Raw genomic sequence first — 16,538 nt, 5'->3', positions numbered from 1 at the left:
CGCCTCCTCGGATCGTACGCGTCATCCACGTGGGACGAAGCGGACCCGGTGGCCGACGAGCGGCGCGTCAGCCGCGCGACACCTGCTGCAGGATCTCCGCGGCCTGGCGCAACGTGTCGCGTTGGTCGGGGCTCAGCGCGTCGAGCCGGCTGGCCAACCACTCGTCACGTATCCGCTCGAACGCGGCGAGCACCTCGCGGCCCGATTCGGTGGCCGACAGGATCACCTGCCGACCGTCGGTCGGGTGCGGGGTACGCCTGACCAGTCCGCGCTCTTCGAGCTTCGCGACGATCTTGGTCATCGTCGGCGGCTGGACCCGCTCGATCTCGGACAGCTCCCGCGGGGTCAGCGCACCAGCCAGTTGCAGGCTGGTGAGCGCGGAGAGCTGGGTGACCGTCAGGTCGCCGACCGGGCGGGCCTGTCGGACCCGTCGGTTGAGTCGGGTGATGGCGTCGCGCAACGACACGGCCAGTTGCGCGGCTGAGACCTGCTCTCCCATCACCGCCCACTCCGTCACGTTCGTTAGCCTAACTAACGAACCACTGATCGCCCAGCCGTTATGACCACCGTCACCGGCGGCCCCCAGGGTACCGCCGGTGCCGGGGCCCGGGCGGGCCCCGGCTGGTCAGCCGATCAGCGAGCAGGCCGGCCCGGCCGGTCAGCCGGTCCCCGAGCAGGCCGGCCCGGGCGGTCAGCCGATCAGCAGCTCCAACGGGTGACGCAGGAAGTAGAGGGTGAACAGCACGGCCACCCCGTACAGCAGCGGGTGCACCGCCGCCGCGCGGCCCTTCACCAGCTTGATCAGTACGAAGGTGATCACCCCGGCACCGATGCCGTTGGAGATCGAGTAGGTGAACGGCATCAGCACGATCGTCAGGAACGCCGGGATGGCGATCTCGTAGTCGGTCCAGTCGATGGTGCGCACCGCGGTCAGCATCAGGAACCCGACCACCACCAGCGCGGTCGACGCCGCCTCGAACGGCACCACCTCGACCAGCGGCGACAGGAAGACCGCGAGCAGGAACAACCCGCCGGTGACCAGGTTGGCCACCCCGGTGCGGGCACCCTCCGCGACCCCGGCGGCACTTTCGATGTACGAGGTGTTGCTCGACGTACTGGCCATGCCGCCCGCCGCCGCGGCGATTGAGTCGACGACCAGGATCTCCTTGGTCCTCGGCGGCATTCCCTCGTCGTCGAGCAGACCGCCTTCCTGGCCGACGGCCACCATGGTGCCCATGGTGTCGAAGAAGTCGGTCAGCAGCAGCGTGAAGACGAACATCAGGGCTACCAGCCAGGTCGCCGACTCCCAGGCACCGAGCACGCTGAAGTTGCCCAGCAGCGACAGGTCCGGCATCCCGAAGACCTGGTCCGGCAGGCTCGGCACGGTCAACGCCCAGCCGCCGGGCCGGCCGTCCGGGCCACCGGCCGGGCCGAATCGGCCGATCGCCTCGACGACGATCGCCAGCACCGTGGAGCCGAGGATGCCGATCAGGATCGCGCCGCGTACCTTGCGGACCACCAGCACCAGGGTGAGCAGCAGGCCGAGCACGAAGACGAACGCCGGCCAGGTGGCGATCATGCCGTTGACGCCCAGGCCGAGCGGCGGCGACGCGGTGCCGCCGGTGACGAACCCGGCGTTGACGAAGCCGATCAGCGCCAGGAAGAGTCCGATGCCGACCCCGATCGCGGTCTTGAGCTGGGTCGGTACCGCCCGGAAGACGGCGGTACGCAGCCCGGTCAGCACCAGCACCAGGATGATCACGCCTTCGATGACCACCAGCCCCATGGCGTCGGCCCAGGTCATCTGCGGCGCGATCTCGAAGGCGACCAGGGCGTTCACGCCGAGACCGGCGGCCAGCGCCAACGGGAACCGGGCGACCACCCCCATCAGCAGGGTCATCAATCCGGCGACCAGGGCGGTCGCCGCAGCGATCGCCGGGATCGCCAACGCGGCCCCGTCGCCGTCCACGGCGCTGCCCAGGATCAACGGGTTGAGCACCACGATGTAGGCCATCGTGAAGAAGGTGGCCAGCCCGCCGCGTACCTCCCGGCCCGGGGTCGAGCCCCGGGCGGTGATCTCGAAGAACCGGTCGAACGCGTTACGCGGGGTGCGGTCCGGGGTCGGCCCGGTCGTCTCCTCCGGCACTGTCGCCATGGGTCCTCACAGCTGATCATAAGGATGGATGGGCGCATCGTCTCAGATCAACTGTTACCAAGGAAGGTCATCCTGGTTACGTCCAGCAACAACGGCAGCGGTGGGCCGGTCGACGACACCGTGACGACGGACTCATCCGTACCCCCGAGGTGATCAACCAGGACGTACGCTGGCCTGGTGCCCGAATCGCCGTCGCCGAACCCGCCGGAGCCCGGCGGCGGCCGCGTCCTACCGCTACCGCTGCGGTCGGCGCCCCGGCCGGAGCCGCTCGACCCGCCGATGGTGCCGATCGCCGCCGGCGGCCTGATCGCCTGGGCGCTCGCCGGGCTGGTCTGTCTGCTGGCCCGCGACTGGCTGGCCGACACCGGGCGGACCGACTGGCTGTGGACCTGCCTCGCCGGACTGCTGGTCGGGCTGCCCGGTCTGGCGGTGATGCTGCGGCACGACGCCCACCGACGCCGCCGCCGGGAGCGGGTCAGTCCTGCGGAGCCGCCGACCGCGTCGTGACGTCGACCGTCTCCACCTCGCCGTCGTCGTAGATGGTCGGCAACTCGTCGACCGGCGTCTCGACCGGGCCGGACAGCGCCTCGGAGTGCGCCCCACAGCCGTGGTCCACGCTCACCACCCGGCCGTCGTCGGGCGCGTACACGTTGCCGCACACCCCGAACGCCTGCCGCAACGCCCCGGCCAACTGCAGGTAGAAGCCGCAGGTACCGCAGCGGGCAGTGGCCGGGGCAGCGGTCGAGATGGGTGCCTGCGGCCCGTGCTCACCGTCGTACCAACGCTGCGCCGTGTCGGCCCGCCCCTGCCGGGACATCACCCGGCTGCGCCCGAGGCCGAGCTCCCAACTGACCTCCTCCACGGCGGGGTCGTCGGACTGCAGGTAGCCGGGGGCCAGCCGGTCGTCGTCGAACGACGTCGGCAGCAGATCGCCGACGCCGAGGTCGCCCGGCTGCAGACGCTCGTGCCAGGGCAGCCAGCCAGGGGCGAGCAGCGCGTCCGGGCCGGGCAGCAGCACCGTCTCGCAGACAGTCACCTGGCGACTGCGCGACACCCGGGTGACGGTGACCGCCCAGCGCCAGCCCTGATAGCCGGACAACCGACACTCGAACAGGTGGGTGACCAATCTCTCACCCTCCGCAACCGCCTGTAGGTGGTCGCCGATCTCGGCCGGGTCCACCGCCTCGGCAAGCGCCGCGTAGGCGACGTCGACAGCCTTGGCACAGACCGCATCGAGGCGGGAGGCGCGAGCGGTGCTCCTGGTCACCCTCCCATTGTTGCCTACCGGCCGGCGTCGGCGACAGGCACTCCCCGACCGGTCCGTACCGCCGCCGCGTCCGCCCTCTCGTGCCGGATTTCCGGTACAGCCCGAGACGGGGCGTGTGCGGATGGGTGAGGATGAGCACATGGGGCTGTTCCGCTCGATCGGGCACACCACCGGGACCGCGGTCCGCGGCACCCGCGCCGTGCTGCGCGGCACCGCGTACAGCAGTCGCTGGGCGGGGCGCAAGGTCCTGCAGGTACGCCAGCGCGGCGCCGGCGGCGAACCCGGCATGACCCGGCTGTTCGACCTGCACGCCACCTCCTGCGCCGGCGACACGCTGATCACCATCGGGCTCGCCGGCACGATCTTCTTCAGCGCCCCGCTGGGCGAGGCCCGCAGCAGCGTCGCGCTCTACCTGCTGGTCACCATGGTCCCGTTCGCCCTGCTGGCACCGGTCGTCGGCCCGGTGCTCGACCATTTCCGGCACGGCCGGCGGTACGCCCTGGCCACCACCATGCTGGGCCGGGCGTTCCTGGCCTGGCTGATCGCCGACCACCTCAACGGCTTCGGCCTGTACCCGGCGGCGTTCGGGGTGCTGGCCCTGTCCCGCGCGTACGGCGTCGGCCGCTCGGCCGCCGTACCCCGGCTGCTCCCACCCGGCCTGGGACTGTCCCAGGCCGGTGCCCGGGCCAGCGTCTACGGCACGATCGCCGGTGCCGTGGTGGCCCCGCTGGGGTTGGCGGCGTTCTGGTTCGGACCGCAGTGGCCGCTGCGGGTCGCCTCGGTGATCTTCCTGGTCGGCATGGTCATCGCGTTGCGCCTGCCGCCACGCGCCGACTCGGATCCACCTGAGCGGGTCCCGCGGGCGTTGCGCGTGTTCGGGCTGCGTCGCGAGGCACACCGGCAGCGGATTCTCACCGGCCGGCTGGTGATCGCGACCCTGATCGGCAGCGCCACACTGCGCTGCCTCTACGGTTTCCTGCTGCTCTACCTCGCCTTCGCGATCAAGGCCGGCGACCTGACCACCGTCGTGCTGGGCCGCGACCTCGGCGACGAGGGCGCGCTCGGGGTGGTCGGCGCCGCGTTGGCCGCCGGCAGCTTCATCGCCACCGCGATCGGCAGCCGGATGCGCATCCACCGACCGCTGGCGCTGCAGTCCAGCGGGCTGGTGATCGTCGCCGGCGTCGGGGTGCTCGCCATCGTGCAGTTCTCCCTGCCGATGGTGGCACTGTTCTGCTTCGTCACCGCCGTGATCAGCGGGATAGCGAAACTCGCCGTGGACGCCACGATCCAGGAACGGATCGCCGAACGACAGCGGGCCAGCGCCTTCGCCCACTCCGAGACGATCCTGATGCTGGCCTTCGTGGCCGGTGGGGCGCTCGGTCTCATCCCGATGGACGGCCGGATCGGGGTCGCGGCGGCGGCCGGGTTCGCCGTACTCGCGGCGGCGCGGGCCGCGTTCGTCGCCAGCCGGCACCGGCGGGAGCGGCTCAACGGTCGCCCGGCCGACGACGGCCCGGCCCACGACAGCCCGGCCGACGACGGCCCGGCCCACGACAGCCCAGCAAACGACAGCGCGACCGACGACGGCCCTTCCCACGACAGCGCGGACGGCCCGGCGGCCGCCCCGGCGCAAGCGGTCGGGCCGGGCCCCGTGCCGCCACGGGCCCGCCGGTCCATTTTTCCGGCCCGGCCCCGGCCCCGCTCCCGGTCCGCGCCACCGGCACCGGTCCCCGCCGGTCCGGCCGGCACCTCAGCCACCGGGGCCGAGCCGGCGACATCGGCAGCCACCGCCGGGCCAGCGGCCGGAGCCACCCCCGGGCCAGCCGCCACCGGCGGCGCGCCGACCGCCGCACCGGCCGGCACCGACGTCGGGCAGGATGACCCCGACGACGCCACCCCACCCGGCTTCCACATCTACCGACCGTCGACGGCCCGGCCACGCCCCGACGGAGCGGGCCCGACCAGCGGGCCGCCACCGGGCCGGTGACCCCCGGAAGGACCACCGCGTGCCACTGCTGATCGTGACGGCGGTCGACGCCGAGGCCGCCGCCGTACGCCACGGGCTGACCGCGACACCCGGTACGCCGCCGGAGGTGGTCGCCGTCGGTGTCGGTGCCGCCGTGGCGGCAGCCGCGACCAGCCGGCAACTGGCGCTCGCGGCCAGCGCCGGACGGCCGTACCAGGGGGTGCTCAGCGTCGGGATCGGCGGCGGCTTCGCCGGCCGGATCGACCTGGGACAGACCACCGTCGCGACCCGCAGCGTCGCCGCCGACCTCGGCGCACAGTCCCCGGACGGCTTCCTCAGCCTGGACGAACTCGGCTTCGGCAGCGCGGTCGCGGGCACCGACGAGCGGCTCACCAGCTGGCTGCGCGCCGCCCTGCCGCAGGCCGTGCCGGGGGTGGTGCTGACCGTCAACACCGTCACCGGCAGTGCCGCGACAGCCGCCACCCTCGCCGACCGCTACCCGGACGCCACCGCCGAAGCCATGGAAGGTTTCGGGGTGGCCGTCGCGGCCCGGCTGTTCGGCCTGCCCTTCGCGGAACTGCGGACCATCTCCAACCCGGTCGGCCCACGCGACCGCGCGGCGTGGCGCATCCCACCTGCGCTGGCCGCGCTGACCGACGCCGCCGCCGCGCTCACCGGCCGGTACGCCGACTACCGTGGCTGACGTGGCTCTGCACCTGGCGTTCTCCCCCTGCCCCAACGACACGTTCGTGTTCCACGCCCTGGCGCACGGCCAGGTGCCGGGCGCGCCACCGGTGACCGTCACCTACGCCGACGTGGACGTCACCAACACCGCCGCCGCGCGCGGCGAGTTCGACCTGGTGAAGGTCAGCTACGCGGCGCTGCCGTGGCTGCTCGACCAGTACGAACTGCTGCCCTGCGGTGGGGCGCTCGGCCGGGGCTGCGGCCCGCTGCTGCTCACCGCCGGCAAGCAGGCCGGCAAGCAGGCCGGCGATGCCCGAGCTGACAGCGGCCTGGCCACCGGTGACCTGACCGGGGCGACGGTCGCCGTACCCGGTGAACGGACCACCGCGTACCTGCTGCTGCGGCTCTGGTCGGCGGACCGTCCGCCGGCCCGGATCGAGGTCGTGCCGTTCCACGAGATCATGCCCGGGGTGGCCGCCGGCCGCTACGACGCCGGACTGGTGATCCACGAGGCCCGGTTCACCTACCCCCGGTACGGGCTGACCGAACTGGTCGACCTCGGCGCCTGGTGGGAGGCCGACACCGGACTGCCGATCCCGCTCGGGGCGATCCTGGCCCGCCGCTCGACGGTCGACGCGCGGCAGGCCGCCGACTGGGTGCGCGACTCGGTCCGCCGGGCCTGGGCCGACCCGGCCGCCTCCCGGGACTACGTGCTGCGGCACGCCCAGGAGATGGAGCCGGAGGTGGTGGACCGGCACATCGGGCTGTACGTCAACGAGTTCACCGAGGACCTCGGCACCGACGGGCGGGCTGCGGTGACCGCCCTACTGGAACGGGCGGCAGCGCAGGGGCTGACCCCGCCGCTGCCGCCCGGCTGATCGGGCTGCCGCCCGCGTCCGGCTGCGTTGCCTGTCCTGCTGTGGCTCAGGTCTCCAGCTCGCGGGCGACCGCGTGCACCAACTGAGCGACCGTCTGCGCGGTCCGGCGGTCCGGGAACCGACCCCGGCGCAGGTCCGGCTGGACCTTCGCCTCCAACACCTTGATCATGTCCTCGACCAGTCCATGCAGCTCCTCCGGCGGCCGGCGTCGCAGCTCAGCGACGGACGGTGGCGCCTCGAGCAGCTTCACACCGAGCGCCTGGGCACCGCGCCGGCTGTCGACCACGCCGAACTCCAGCCGTTGACCGGACTTGAGGTCGGTGACGCCGGCTGGCAGCGCTCCCTTCGGCAGGAACACGTCGCCGCCCTCGTCGCTGGTGACGAAGCCGTAACCCTTCCCTGCGTCGTACCACTTCACTCGACCCGTCGGCACCACTGACCTCGACTTCACTTGGGCGGATTTACCTCACCAGGCTAGCCGGAGCCGACCATCGAGCGCCGCTGGGAATCCGGTCAGGTCGTCGATGACCGCCGCCGCCCCGGCGGCCAGCAGATCCGCCGCCGGGCAGGGCCCGGAGGCGACACCCAGGCCGGGGACGCCGGCGGTCCGCGCGGCCACCATGTCCGCGGTGTGATCACCCACATAGACCTGTACGCCGTGCTCCCGCAGTGCCGCCGCCTTGCCCTCGGCGAACAGGTCCCCGGCGAGAACGTCCACCGTCAGCCCCAGGTGGTCCAGGTGCAGTTGGGCGAGCCGGCCGAGTTTGGAGGTGACCACCACCACCTGGCCGCCCCGGGAGCGGATCAGGTCGAGGGCGGCGACCGCGCCGGGCAGCGGCAGCGACGGCGCCACCGCGTACCGGGGGTAGAGCGCCCGGAACTGCTCGACCGCCGCGTCGACCTGCTCGGCCGGGAACCACTGGCTGATCTCGTGGCGTAGCGGCGGGCCCAGCCGGGACACCGCGACCGCGGCGTCGACGTGCACCCCGGTCCGCGCGGTCAGCGCCCGGTACGTCGCGGCGATCCCCGGCCGCGAGTCGATCAACGTCATGTCCAGGTCGAACCCGACCACCAGCGGCATCGCACCGCTCCCTCCCCAGGCAGGCAGCCATCGTCGCACGGGCCACTCGGCCCACTGCGGCACGGCCGGGGCCACGGCCGGCCGTCGGCGGGCTAGCGTGGAACAACAATGACCACCACACTCGCCGACCACCTGCGGTCCCGCTCCGATGCCGAGCTGGGTGAACTGCTGCGGCTGCGCCCGGATCTGGTCGTGCCGGCACCGACCGACCTGGCGACGCTGGCCGCCCGCGCCCAGTCACGGATCTCCACCACGCGTGCCCTCGACGACCTGGACGAGTTCACCCTGCGGATCCTCGACGCGGCGCGGCTGTCCAGGGATCCGTCCGACGGGGTCACCTCGGTCGACGCGGTGCTCGCGATGGCCATCACCCCGCGCGGCGCGGCCACCACCGACCAGGTACGGCAGGCGCTGGACCGGCTACGGGCCCGCTGCCTGCTCTACGGTCCGCCGACCGGGCTGCGGGTGGCCGGCGGGGTGGACGAGGCGGGTTCGCCGTACCCGGCGGGGTTGGGCCGACCCGCCGCCGAGCTGGACGACCAGGTGGCGCGGCGGTGTGCGGACCCGGCGCAGCTGCGCCGTACGCTGCTCAGCGCCGCACCGCCGGCGCGGGCGGTGCTCGACCGGCTGGCCGCCGGGCCGCCGCTGGGCACCGTCGGATCCGGCACCGGCGGCACGGGCTCCGGCTCCGGCGGCACCGGCACCGGCGGCGCGGAGACCGGGCCCGGCCAGCCGGGTCCGGTGCGGTGGCTCGTCGACGCCGGACTGCTGGCCGTCGTCACCGACGTACCGAGGGCCGAGGGCGGGCAGACCGTCGAACTGCCCCGGGAGGTCGGGCTGCTGCTGCGCCGGGAAACCGGCCCGCTCGGCGTGCTGCGTCCCGACCCGCCGCTGGTGACCGCCCCTGCGCGGACGCCGAGAATCGTCGACGCGGCCGGCTCCGGTCAGGCCATGGAGTTCGTCCGGCACGCCGGCGACCTGTTGGAGGCGGTGGCGGCGGAGCCGGTGCCGATGCTGCGTACCGGCGGCATCGGCGTACGCGAGCTGCGGCGGCTGGCCCGCGCCGGCGGCGTCAGCGAGCAGCTGGCCGGGCTGGTGGTCGAGGTCGGGTACGCCGCCGGGCTGATCGGCGAGGTCGACGCCGGCGGCGCGGCCAACCGGGCCGCCGTCGACCAGCAACTGCTGCCGACCACCGGCTACGACCTGTGGTGCGCCCGGCCACCGGCCCGCCGGTGGGAGCAGCTGGCGCAGGCGTGGTTGGCGATGACCCGCCGGCCCGGTCTGATCGGTGGCCGCGACGACCGGGACCGGGCGATCACCGCCCGGTCGGCGGCGGTGGAACGGGCCGGCGCACCGGCGGTACGCCGTACCGTGCTGGCGGTGCTGGCCGGGCTCGCGCCGGGGGGCGCACCGACCGCCGACGACGTGCTGACCCTGCTCGCCTGGCAGGCACCGCGCCGCAGCCGGGGCCGCGACGAGCTGCACCGCGAGGTGCTCGACGAAGCGGCCCACCTGGGCGTCACCGCGCTCGGGGCGTTGACCGGGTACGGCCGGCTGCTGCTCGCCGACGATCCGGCGACCGGTTGGGCCAGTGTGGACGACGACCCGCTCGGGGTCCGGTCGACCGGGCGGGAGCATCGGGGCGAGGCGTCCGCCGTGGAGCGGGCGTTGGCGGCGCTGCTGCCCGACCCAGTGGACCATTTCCTGGTCCAGGCCGACCTGACCGTGGTGGTGCCGGGCCCGCCGGAGCCGTCGCTCGCCGCCGAGTTGGAGGTGGTGGCCGAGCCGGAGTCGACCGGGGCCGCGAGCGTGCACCGGGTCACCCCGGCCAGTGTCCGCCGCGCCCTGGACGCCGGCTGGTCCGCCGACGATCTGCACGAGCTGTTCGCCCGCCGGTCCCGCACCCCGGTGCCGCAGGGGTTGACCTACCTGGTCGACGACACCGCCCGTACCCACGGTGGGCTGCGGGCCGGTTCGGCCGGCGGGTACCTGCGCAGCGACGACGAGGCGCTGCTGGCCGAGGTGCTGGCGGACCGCCGGCTCGGCGGGCTGGCGTTGCGGCGGCTGGCACCGACGGTGCTGGTCAGCGCGGCGACGGCCGGCCGGTTGGTGGACGCGCTGCGGCAGGCCGGCTACGCGCCGACGGTGGAGGACGGTTCCGGGGCGGCGCTGCGGCGACCGCCCCGGGTACGCCGGGCACCGGCGCCGCATCCGGCGACGATGCGCCCGGTCGACCCGTTGGCGGCGCCGCCGTTGACCAAACCCCGGATCGACGCGCTGGTGGAGCAGCTGCGGCGTGGCGAGGCGGCGGTCCGGGCGGCGCGGCGGGCCCCCGGGCCGGTCCGGGCGGCAAACGGCCAGCCGGTCGAGGGGCTGGCGGCGGTGCAGGCGCACGCGCAGGCCCTGGCCGTGCTGCAGCAGGCGGTACGGGACAAGTCGCTGGTCTGGGTGGGTTACGTTGACGCCCACGGGGCCGCCGCGTCACGTCTGGTCCGGCCGGTGTCGATCGGGGCCGGTTTCCTGCGGGCCGAGGACGAGCGGACCGAGACGCTGCACACTTTCGCGTTGCAGCGGGTGACGGCCGCCGTGGTGCACGACTGACGACGGCGGCGGCAGGCCGCGGGGTGCGGTGACCGGCTGCCGTCCGGTTTCAGCCGGGGCGGGGTCCGCCGTCGTGTCGGTGCCGGCGGGCTGCTTCGACCACCGACACGGCCAGCAGCAGCGTGAAGCCGGTGCCGAGGGCTTCGCCGACGGAGTCGATGAAGCCCTGGCGCAGGACCAGCCAGCCGAACAGGAACCAGCCGACGAGCAGAGTGGACGCGAACGCGTACCAGAAGAGGGTGGCCCGCGAGACCGGCCCCGGGTAGCTCCGGTCGGCCGGTCCTGGTCGATCCGGCTTGTCGTTGACCGTCATGACCGCCTCCCGGTCCGATCGTTACACCGCTGTCTCCAGACTGGCAGGTCGGCGAGGGATCGGACAGCAACCGGTGCCGGCCGACGTGTCCGATGTCGGCGGCGGCACCCGGTGCCGGCGGGAGGTTGCCCTGCCGGCGGGAGGTCCGGCACGGTGACCTCCGGTGCCGGTGCGGGCCGTGGGCCCGCACCGGCACCGGGACCGGGATCGGCTCAGTGGGTGAGCACGACCGTGGAGATGCTGCGTGCGCCGACGTTTACGGTGACCTGGTTACCGTTGACGCCGACCGACTGGCTGGCCGCGCTGGAGTACTGCGAGGTGAGGTAGTGCTCGGCCCGCGTGACGTTCTGCGGGGCCGCGACGACCGCACCGTTGACCGCGCTGTTCGACCGGTTGAGGATGACCAGGGTGGTCTTCCCGTCGCCGGTGTACGCAGTCACCTCCAGCGGTGACGCCTTGGAGCTCTTGGTCAGGGCGACCCGCTGGTAGCCGGGGCGGACGTACTTGGCGTACTGCGAGAAGGCGTACCCGCGCTTGAGCGGTGCCCCCGCCGTGGTGCCGAAGGCCGACTCACCGTCACCGATGAAGGAGTAGAACCGCTTGCCGTACCACCAGATGTAGGCGGCCCAGTTGGCCTCCATAATCCGGTGCACGGTACGCATGATGTCGTCGAGCGTCTCGTCCCAGACGGCAACGTTGCTCGGGTTGCCCCAGATGTTGGAGCCGCTGCCGTCGGCCTCGTGATGGTTCCACTCGGTCATCCACACCGGCTTACCGTGTTGGTTGGCCAGGTTGTACGGCTTCAGTCGACCCTGGGACTCTAGGCCGTACAGATGGCCACCAATGTAGCCGATGTTGTTGCGCGCGCCTGCGTCGTTGAGGGTCGGATCGGTGTAGCTGTAGTTCATGTTGACCGCCTCGGCAACCATCAGCTCGGTGTTCTGCACCCGCCACCCGTGGTCGCGGACGAAGTTTCGCAGCTCGGTCCCGTTCCAGTCCATCGAGTCGTAGCTGGGGTGCCAGTCCGGCTCGTTCTGCACCGAGGTGACGTCGACGGTCACCCCCTGGTTGCGCATGTACTGGACATAGCTGTTCAGATGGTTGGCGTAGTCGTCGTAGTAGTCGGTCCGCAGCTTGCCGCCGTTGATCCGACTGTTGTTGGTCTTCCACGCCGCCGGCGCCGTCCACGGTGACGCCAGGATCTTCACGCCGGAGCCGGCGGACTTCGCCGTTCGCAGCGCGTTGACCTGGTTCGACCATTCGCTGGACTCCGGCGAGATGCCTGTCCGGACGATCGACAACCCCAGTTGGTTGGGGCCCAGCCCGACCAGGGTCTGGGTCTCGGCTGTCGACCAGGTGCTGCTGCCCCAGATCCAGGTGGCGGCACCGAACCCGTCGATTGTCTGGTACCTGGTGCCGGTGTTCACCGTGATGTCCGCAGGGCCGGTCGGCGGCCGCGTTGTGGGCGGTGCGGTCGTCGGCGGCGCGGTGGTCGGCGGCGCCGTCGTGGGCGTGGTGCTGCCGGTGCAGGCCACGCCGTTCATCGTGAAGGCGGTCGGTACGGGGTTGCTGCCGTTCCACGAGCCGTTGAAGCCGAACGACGTCGTCCCGTTTGTCGCAATGGTACCGTTGTAGCTGACGTTCCTCGCGGTGACGGCTGCCCCACTCTGGGTCAATGTGGTGTTCCACGCCTGGGTGACGGTCTGCCCGGCACCGAAGCTCCAGTTCAGCGTCCAGCTCGTCACCGCGTCACCGAGGTTGGTGATGGTGACGCTGGCGCCGAACCCACCCGGCCACGACGACGACACCGTGTAGTTCACCGAGCAGCCGGCCGCCGCTGAGGCCGGCACCGCCGCAGCGACGGCCGCCGAGGCCAGCAGGACGGCACCGGTCGACACGATGGCGGCGTTGGTCTTCAGTCTTCCCATCTGTTACTCCTCATCCGATCCGACCTCGGGCTCAGCTGGCGGTGCAACTGGGCGCGGGAATGGAGCCGTTTCCGGTGGCTTGGAAGCCGAACTCTGTCGACTGGCCGGCGGCGACCCGGCCGTTGTAGTCCACGTTGGTGAAGTCCACCGCACCGGTGTTGCCGCTGCGGTTGGCGTTCCACGCGCCGGTGACCGTGGCGCCGGAGGGCACCGTGAGCCGCACCCGCCAGCCGTTGATCGCCGACGATCCGGCGGTGACCCGCACGGTCGCCACGAAGCCGCCATTCCAGGAGTTCAGCGACACGCTGGCCGAGCAGCCGCCGCCCGACGGCGGTGGAGTGGTAATTGGCGGCGGCCCGGTGGTGGGCGGCGCCGTGGCGGGCGGCGGGTTGTTGCCGCCGGCGTTGAGTGCGTTGAGGACTGCGTCGTAGGCGGGCTTCTTGTTGCCGTTGCCGTCGAACAGCAACGGGTTCGCTCCGGTCCGCCAGGAGTCGGGGTCGAGGACGCCCCAGACGGTGATGCCGGTGCACCGGGCGACGGCGAGGCAGGCACGGGTGACCTGGCCGTACATGTTGGCCTGATTCGAGCCTTGCATGATGTCGAGCTCGGTGATCTGTACGTCGACGCCGAGGTCGGCGAAGCGCTGAATGTTCTGCTGGTAGGTGGGGTCGAGGGTGGTGCCCAGGTGCGACTGCAGTCCGACGCAGTCGATCGGCACGCCACGGGCCTTGAAATCGCGCACCATGTTGTAGATGCCGGTCGACTTCGCGTTGACGCCGTCGGTGTTGTAGTCGTTGTAGCAGAGTTTGGCACTCGGGTCGGCGGCCCGGGCGGTACGGAAAGCGACCTCGATCCAGTCGTTGCCGGTGCGTTGCAGGTTGGAGTCGCGCCGGCCGCCGCCGCTGCCGTCGGCGAAGGCCTCGTTGACCACGTCCCAGGAGTGGATCTGGCCCCGCCAGTGGCCGGCGACCCGGTTGATGTGGTTGATCATGGCGTTACGCAAAGCGGTGCCGGACAGGTTCTGCGCCCACGCGGGTTGCTGCGCGTGCCAGACGAGGGTATGGCCGCGTACGGTCATCCCTCGGGCGCGGGCGTGGGCAATGAGCTGGTCGCCTGCGGTGAAGTTGAACTGGTTCTGGTTGGGTTCGGTGTGGTACCACTTCATCTCGTTCTCGGCCACGATCGAGTTGAACTCACGGTTGAGGACCGTGGCGTGTGGTTGACGGTTCAGCATGAACGAGTTGGTGGCGGCACCGAAGTAGCGGCCGGACTCTGCCGCCGCCGCGCCAAGCGTCGTCGCCGCATTGGCTGGCGTCGATACAATCGCCGCCATTCCGGCAGCCATCACCATCGTCGCGGAGGCCGCGACAATGAGATGGATGCTTCTGGTCTTTCTCATTACCTTGCCTTTCGTGGGGGGGTGCAGTGTCGTGCGGCATTTCGCGGCACGCTCAGTTCGAACCGTCGGACGGTGACGGCGCCACCGAGCACCCGCGTCGCGCGATTTGCAGATCCCGAACCGGTACCGAAGCACTGCCACCCGTTGCGCAACGTGAATACCCGATCGAAGCCTCGACGGTGGCCACCGCCGTCGCGTCAGTCAGGAGTCGAAGACCTGAGCGTTGCACTGCTGTACGCCTTCTCGCGGGACCAGGAGGGGGTGCGGGATCGGGCACGCCAGGTCGCCATCGGTGACGGATCGATGGTCTGAGCGGCCGGTGGAACGGATGGTCGCCGTCGGGCCCGGATCGACGGCATGAAGCGCCTGGCACTGCGGCCCGGACAGGCGGCGTCCAAACGCTGCCCGTGCCGACTCCGCCGGGCCGCGTCGGCCTTCACGGAAGTCACGTAGCGTGCCCTGCGCTCTCGAGCATGAGCATAGTTGTGATTGCCAACATTCACAAGAGATCGAGCAGCGACAATCGCCAAACGTTGTCAAGAGCGGCCGATCAAATACAGATCCCACTTAGGGGTCTTTCCTACGCAGGACGCCACCCACGCTTCAGCCGCCGAGTTCTTGACTATAATAGCGAAACGCCGAACCGTTTCGACGGCAAGCAGCGACCCGCCCGCCACCGGCTACGGTGACAGACGGGTCGCGCTGGTGCGTTAGGTAGGTAGGTAGGTAGGTAGGTAGGTAGGTAGGTAGGTAACGGCCGCACGGCTCCCGCCCGGTCAGCCGCGCCGCACGGTGTCCGAGCAGGCTGGTCCGGCAACACGACTGCCGACAGGGCCGGCTGGTCAGCCGTCCTTGCGCTGGCTGAGCACCCACTTCAGGATGCTGCGATCCTCGTACGTCGGACCGTAGGCGGCGTGGTAGTCCGGCAGCGAGAACTCCTCGTTGCCGTACTCGACGTAGCGCAACAAGTCGGCGATCTCCTGCTCGGTCTTGCCGTCCTCGGTGTACGCGGCGGTCAGCGCCGCCCGGGAGTTGCGGGCCAGCGAGATGTTGAGCAGGTGGTCGTTGACCCCGTGGGTGAGGTAGATCGGGATCTCGGCCTCGGCGATCGCCGCGGCCTGAGTGGCGTTGACCTGGAAGCCGCCGGTGATCAGGCCGGCCGCCCACAGGTCCGGCCGCTTGGCGAACGCCTCCCAGGCCAACTGCGAACCGTAGGAGACGGTGGTCGCGTAGACCCGGCTGGTGTCGACGCTGTGGTTGGCGATGAACTGGTCGATCAACTTGACCAGCAGGTCGGCCTCGGCGGCGGCACCGACCCGCTGGTTCTGCGGGGCCAGCACGATGACGTCCTCGTCGCTTCCGGTCCAGCTGCGCTGCAGCCAGGCCACCGCTGGGATGTCCGCCGCGATCTGTACGCCGGTGTTGACCCCGTCCCAGCCCATGCCGTGACCGGGCAGGACGACCATCAGTGGGTACTTCTTGGCCGGGTCGTAGTTGGCCGGCAGGTGGTAGTGGTACGGCAGCACCATGCCGCCGCTGAGGAAGGCGTCGGAGGAGAACTCGTCGACGAGCAGGTTCACCGGCTCGTTGGTCATCGCGCGGACGCGGTTCGGGGTGCCGGGGGGCGAGCACCGGCCCGCCGTTGCCCAGGGCCCGGACCGGCTTGCGCTGGACCAGCGTGGTCGGCAGGTCCGGGTTGACCTTGACGGTGCACAGGAACGTCGGGCACTTGGAGACGATCACGGTCCACCCACCGACGTCGGCCGGGTCGAGCTCGATGATGACGTACCGGCCGTGGACGGACTGCTTGTTGTGCCGGGTGTGCGCCCGGCTGTTGGTGTAGACGTTGGTGATGGTCCGGTCGGCCATCTTCGACAGCTCGTCGATCGGGTTGAACCGGAAGTTGTACACCGTGTCGGAGACGGTGAACGACGTCGGGTCGATCGAGGCGGGGTCGACGTTGGCGCTGTACTCGACGGCGACGGCGGAGACCCGCTGGCCGTACGTGTAGACCTCGGTGATCGGGGTGATGCTCTGGATCCCGGTGACGACGTTCGTGCTGTTGCCACCTTGAGCGTATGCCGCTCCGGCGCTGGTCAGCACTGCGGCCGTGGCCAGCAGCGCGACCATCTTCCTGCGGAGGGTCACTGCGTCCTTCCTTTTCGCGCAGAGCGCGTGTGCCAGCCAGGTCACCACCGGGTCGCTACCAGGTGCGGGGGGGTGGCCAGATGACTCCCCGACTGGTCGTAGATCGATGCTAAACTGA

At 71.5% G+C, this 16,538-nt stretch carries 14 protein-coding genes and 1 pseudogene; 5 read left to right on the top strand and 10 right to left on the bottom strand.

Features of this window, described 5'->3' with window-relative positions; genetic code table 11:
• Nucleotides 1-67 precede the first annotated feature (67 nt).
• Nucleotides 68-499 carry a MarR family winged helix-turn-helix transcriptional regulator gene (locus ACN28F_RS18530; protein WP_289210814.1) on the bottom strand — a complete coding sequence of 144 codons (432 nt, stop codon included), beginning with the start codon at nucleotides 497-499 and terminating at the stop codon, nucleotides 68-70.
• A gap of 192 nt (nucleotides 500-691) precedes the next feature.
• On the bottom strand, nucleotides 692-2,155 hold the full coding sequence (locus ACN28F_RS18525; protein ID WP_421358881.1) for an NCS2 family permease: 1,464 nt from the start codon (nucleotides 2,153-2,155) through the stop codon (nucleotides 692-694).
• Between the two features lie 279 nt (nucleotides 2,156-2,434).
• Between ACN28F_RS18525 and ACN28F_RS18520 the strand changes: the two genes are divergently transcribed.
• The gene (locus tag ACN28F_RS18520) at nucleotides 2,435-2,662 is read left to right on the top strand and encodes a DUF2530 domain-containing protein (RefSeq protein WP_289210813.1); all 228 of its coding nucleotides are present in this window, start codon (nucleotides 2,435-2,437) and stop codon (nucleotides 2,660-2,662) included.
• On the opposite strand, the gene ACN28F_RS18515 is transcribed toward ACN28F_RS18520, so the two are convergent.
• On the bottom strand, nucleotides 2,631-3,422 hold the full coding sequence (locus ACN28F_RS18515) for a DUF3027 domain-containing protein (protein WP_289209175.1): 792 nt from the start codon (nucleotides 3,420-3,422) through the stop codon (nucleotides 2,631-2,633). The genes ACN28F_RS18520 and ACN28F_RS18515 overlap by 32 nt on opposite strands.
• A gap of 121 nt (nucleotides 3,423-3,543) precedes the next feature.
• Here ACN28F_RS18515 and ACN28F_RS18510 point away from each other — a divergent pair, with 121 nt between their 5' ends.
• The 3 genes from ACN28F_RS18510 to ACN28F_RS18500 are packed head-to-tail and all read left to right on the top strand — an operon-like array spanning nucleotide 3,544 to nucleotide 6,950.
• On the top strand, nucleotides 3,544-5,409 hold the full coding sequence (locus ACN28F_RS18510; protein ID WP_421358879.1) for an MFS transporter: 1,866 nt from the start codon (nucleotides 3,544-3,546) through the stop codon (nucleotides 5,407-5,409).
• A gap of 19 nt (nucleotides 5,410-5,428) precedes the next feature.
• Nucleotides 5,429-6,091, top strand: coding sequence for a futalosine hydrolase (locus ACN28F_RS18505; RefSeq protein ID WP_289209174.1), 663 nt, complete (start codon nucleotides 5,429-5,431; stop codon nucleotides 6,089-6,091).
• A gap of 1 nt (nucleotide 6,092) precedes the next feature.
• On the top strand, nucleotides 6,093-6,950 hold the full coding sequence (locus tag ACN28F_RS18500; protein WP_421358877.1) for a 1,4-dihydroxy-6-naphthoate synthase: 858 nt from the start codon (nucleotides 6,093-6,095) through the stop codon (nucleotides 6,948-6,950).
• Between the two features lie 46 nt (nucleotides 6,951-6,996).
• On the opposite strand, the gene ACN28F_RS18495 is transcribed toward ACN28F_RS18500, so the two are convergent.
• Together ACN28F_RS18495 and ACN28F_RS18490 are read right to left on the bottom strand one after the other, a co-directional pair.
• Nucleotides 6,997-7,383, bottom strand: coding sequence for a cold-shock protein (locus ACN28F_RS18495; RefSeq protein ID WP_282224171.1), 387 nt, complete (start codon nucleotides 7,381-7,383; stop codon nucleotides 6,997-6,999).
• A 33-nt stretch (nucleotides 7,384-7,416) separates the two neighbouring features.
• Entirely contained in the window at nucleotides 7,417-8,031 is a 615-nt protein-coding gene (locus ACN28F_RS18490) for an HAD family hydrolase (protein ID WP_289209172.1), read from the bottom strand.
• Nucleotides 8,032-8,139: 108 nt separating this feature from the next.
• Here ACN28F_RS18490 and ACN28F_RS18485 point away from each other — a divergent pair, with 108 nt between their 5' ends.
• Nucleotides 8,140-10,632: a helicase-associated domain-containing protein gene (locus tag ACN28F_RS18485; RefSeq protein WP_421358875.1), complete on the top strand. Its 2,493-nt coding sequence runs from the start codon at nucleotides 8,140-8,142 to the stop codon at nucleotides 10,630-10,632.
• Between the two features lie 49 nt (nucleotides 10,633-10,681).
• Here the strand turns inward: ACN28F_RS18485 and ACN28F_RS18480 are convergent, their stop codons facing one another.
• The 5 genes and pseudogenes from ACN28F_RS18480 to ACN28F_RS18460 all read right to left on the bottom strand — a co-directional run.
• Nucleotides 10,682-10,945 (bottom strand): hypothetical protein, encoded by a 264-nt coding sequence (locus tag ACN28F_RS18480; protein ID WP_289209170.1) that lies wholly within the window; start codon nucleotides 10,943-10,945, stop codon nucleotides 10,682-10,684.
• A 212-nt stretch (nucleotides 10,946-11,157) separates the two neighbouring features.
• Nucleotides 11,158-12,873 (bottom strand): cellulose binding domain-containing protein, encoded by a 1,716-nt coding sequence (locus ACN28F_RS18475; protein ID WP_421358873.1) that lies wholly within the window; start codon nucleotides 12,871-12,873, stop codon nucleotides 11,158-11,160.
• A gap of 31 nt (nucleotides 12,874-12,904) precedes the next feature.
• Nucleotides 12,905-14,272, bottom strand: a complete 1,368-nt coding sequence (locus ACN28F_RS18470) for an endo-1,4-beta-xylanase (protein ID WP_421358871.1) — start codon at nucleotides 14,270-14,272, stop codon at nucleotides 12,905-12,907.
• Between the two features lie 842 nt (nucleotides 14,273-15,114).
• On the bottom strand, nucleotides 15,115-15,867 hold the full coding sequence (locus ACN28F_RS18465) for a hypothetical protein (RefSeq protein WP_421358870.1): 753 nt from the start codon (nucleotides 15,865-15,867) through the stop codon (nucleotides 15,115-15,117).
• A gap of 112 nt (nucleotides 15,868-15,979) precedes the next feature.
• Nucleotides 15,980-16,402: pseudogene (locus ACN28F_RS18460) on the bottom strand (hypothetical protein); the annotation flags it as partial.
• Nucleotides 16,403-16,538 lie beyond the last annotated feature (136 nt).

Source organism: Solwaraspora sp. WMMA2101 (genome assembly GCF_049179175.1).
In the GTDB taxonomy this organism is placed as follows: domain Bacteria; phylum Actinomycetota; class Actinomycetes; order Mycobacteriales; family Micromonosporaceae; genus Micromonospora_E.
The sequence above is the reverse complement of the archived record's forward strand: the minus strand, read 5'-3'. Positions and strand labels throughout refer to the sequence as shown.

Coding starts and splice junctions, on each gene's coding strand:
- ACN28F_RS18475 (WP_421358873.1), bottom strand. CDS start 12,873: ATGGGAAGACTGAAGACCAACGCCGCCATCGTGTCGACCGGTGCCGTC.
- ACN28F_RS18525 (WP_421358881.1), bottom strand. CDS start 2,155: ATGGCGACAGTGCCGGAGGAGACGACCGGGCCGACCCCGGACCGCACC.
- ACN28F_RS18465 (WP_421358870.1), bottom strand. CDS start 15,867: ATGACCAACGAGCCGGTGAACCTGCTCGTCGACGAGTTCTCCTCCGAC.
- ACN28F_RS18520 (WP_289210813.1), top strand. CDS start 2,435: ATGGTGCCGATCGCCGCCGGCGGCCTGATCGCCTGGGCGCTCGCCGGG.
- ACN28F_RS18480 (WP_289209170.1), bottom strand. CDS start 10,945: ATGACGGTCAACGACAAGCCGGATCGACCAGGACCGGCCGACCGGAGC.
- ACN28F_RS18510 (WP_421358879.1), top strand. CDS start 3,544: ATGGGTGAGGATGAGCACATGGGGCTGTTCCGCTCGATCGGGCACACC.
- ACN28F_RS18490 (WP_289209172.1), bottom strand. CDS start 8,031: ATGCCGCTGGTGGTCGGGTTCGACCTGGACATGACGTTGATCGACTCG.
- ACN28F_RS18470 (WP_421358871.1), bottom strand. CDS start 14,272: ATGAGAAAGACCAGAAGCATCCATCTCATTGTCGCGGCCTCCGCGACG.
- ACN28F_RS18485 (WP_421358875.1), top strand. CDS start 8,140: ATGACCACCACACTCGCCGACCACCTGCGGTCCCGCTCCGATGCCGAG.
- ACN28F_RS18530 (WP_289210814.1), bottom strand. CDS start 499: ATGGGAGAGCAGGTCTCAGCCGCGCAACTGGCCGTGTCGTTGCGCGAC.